The 1,371-nt window shown below is 47.4% G+C and carries 2 protein-coding genes; one reads left to right on the forward strand and one right to left on the reverse strand.

The window, feature by feature from the left end; genetic code table 11:
- Positions 1-300 precede the first annotated feature (300 nt).
- The gene (locus CRENPOLYSF2_RS02215; protein ID WP_087142336.1) at positions 301-693 is read left to right on the forward strand and encodes a helix-turn-helix domain-containing protein; all 393 of its coding nucleotides are present in this window, start codon (positions 301-303) and stop codon (positions 691-693) included.
- Positions 694-834: 141 nt separating this feature from the next.
- Here CRENPOLYSF2_RS02215 and CRENPOLYSF2_RS02220 read toward each other — a convergent pair.
- The coding region (locus CRENPOLYSF2_RS02220) for an IS66 family transposase (protein WP_140396765.1) at positions 835-1,371 on the reverse strand (537 nt) is incomplete at its 5' end.

Consider the following 1,371-nt stretch of genomic DNA (forward strand, 5'->3'; position numbering starts at 1 on the left):
GATGTACTTTGGCATTTTTGAGAATTATGTGTGGCATCACACAATTCGCCCCATGAGCCAAAATCATTAATTTTTGTTTTGAGAAAATTATTAACTAATTGATTTTATTAATCACTAGCTTTTATAAAAACGCCTAAAAAAGCATTTCACAGCTGTTTTTCGCTGTCAATGCGTAACTCCTATAAGTAAGTACACCCCCTACCCAGAATTTGCCTATACTCTGCATGGTTAGGTTTTCGGTTTGTCAATTTACAAAAATACTGTAAAAATAGGATTTTTGTAAACTGATAAACCAGATTCATGATTACACTGCAACTGACCAACGACCAAAAAGTAGAGCTTTATGACAACGCTTTTTCGAACACTAACCCGAAAATCCGGAAAAAATGCTTTATCGTATACCTCAGGAGCATGGGCTATTCGCGGCAAGAAATAGCCCTCATCATGAAAGTAGACGAGGATACCGTGACGAACCAAGTAAAGCTATACGCCACGGGTGGCCTGCCCCTGTTGCTGAAGGACAATTACCGTACCCCGAAGAGCCAATTGGAACCCTATATTCCGCAACTGAAAGAGCTGTTTGACAAGCAGCCTCCCCATACGGTCAACCAAGCCATAGACATGATCGAAAAGGAAACCGGGGTTAGCTTGAAAAACTCTGCCTGCCGTGAGTTCCTAAAAAAATTGGCCTAAAATGCAGGCGTTGTGGCTTAGTTCGTAAGCGTTTAGCGCAACCACCTAAAGCATTGTCATCGGCTCTGATATCCTCTAGATTTTTTCAAAAAACAACCCATACCCCCACACGCACATCATAAGAGCAGAGCACCAAAACCACTACCCCTGCCTGAGTTTTTCAATAGCCCCCGGTGCAAACGGCAATAACTCATCAATACGCCTGTTTGGCCAAGTCGGTAGTTTTTCCAAGGTGTTCCTTAGCCAGGCCTCCGGGTTCAGGCCGTTCAGCTTTGCCGTGCCCAACAGGCTCTGGATTGCCGCCGCACGTTTGCCCGCCCGCTCGGAACCTGCGAACAGCCAGTTCTTTTTTCCCAGTGCAACAGGCCGGACACAGTTTTCCACCGCATTGTTGTCTATCGGCAAATGCCCCGTATGGGCATAACGCACGTAACTCGCCCAGCGCCTCAGAAGGTAATCTATGGCTTTGGCGGAGGCTCCGCCGTTGGCCGTCTTGGCACGCGCACCCACCAGCCATTCATGTAACCCATTTAAGACGGGCAAGCTCTTTTCCGCCCGCAACGCCCTGCGGGCTTCGATGCTAAAATCCCTGGCTTCTTCCTCAACGGCATACAACTGGCCAATACGTTCCAGTGCCTCTTTTGCCATCGGGCTTTCAGTGGCCGTGTACAGGTCAAA

Origin of the sequence: Crenothrix polyspora (assembly GCF_900163755.1) — a bacterium.
Classification (GTDB): domain Bacteria; phylum Pseudomonadota; class Gammaproteobacteria; order Methylococcales; family Methylomonadaceae; genus Crenothrix; species Crenothrix polyspora.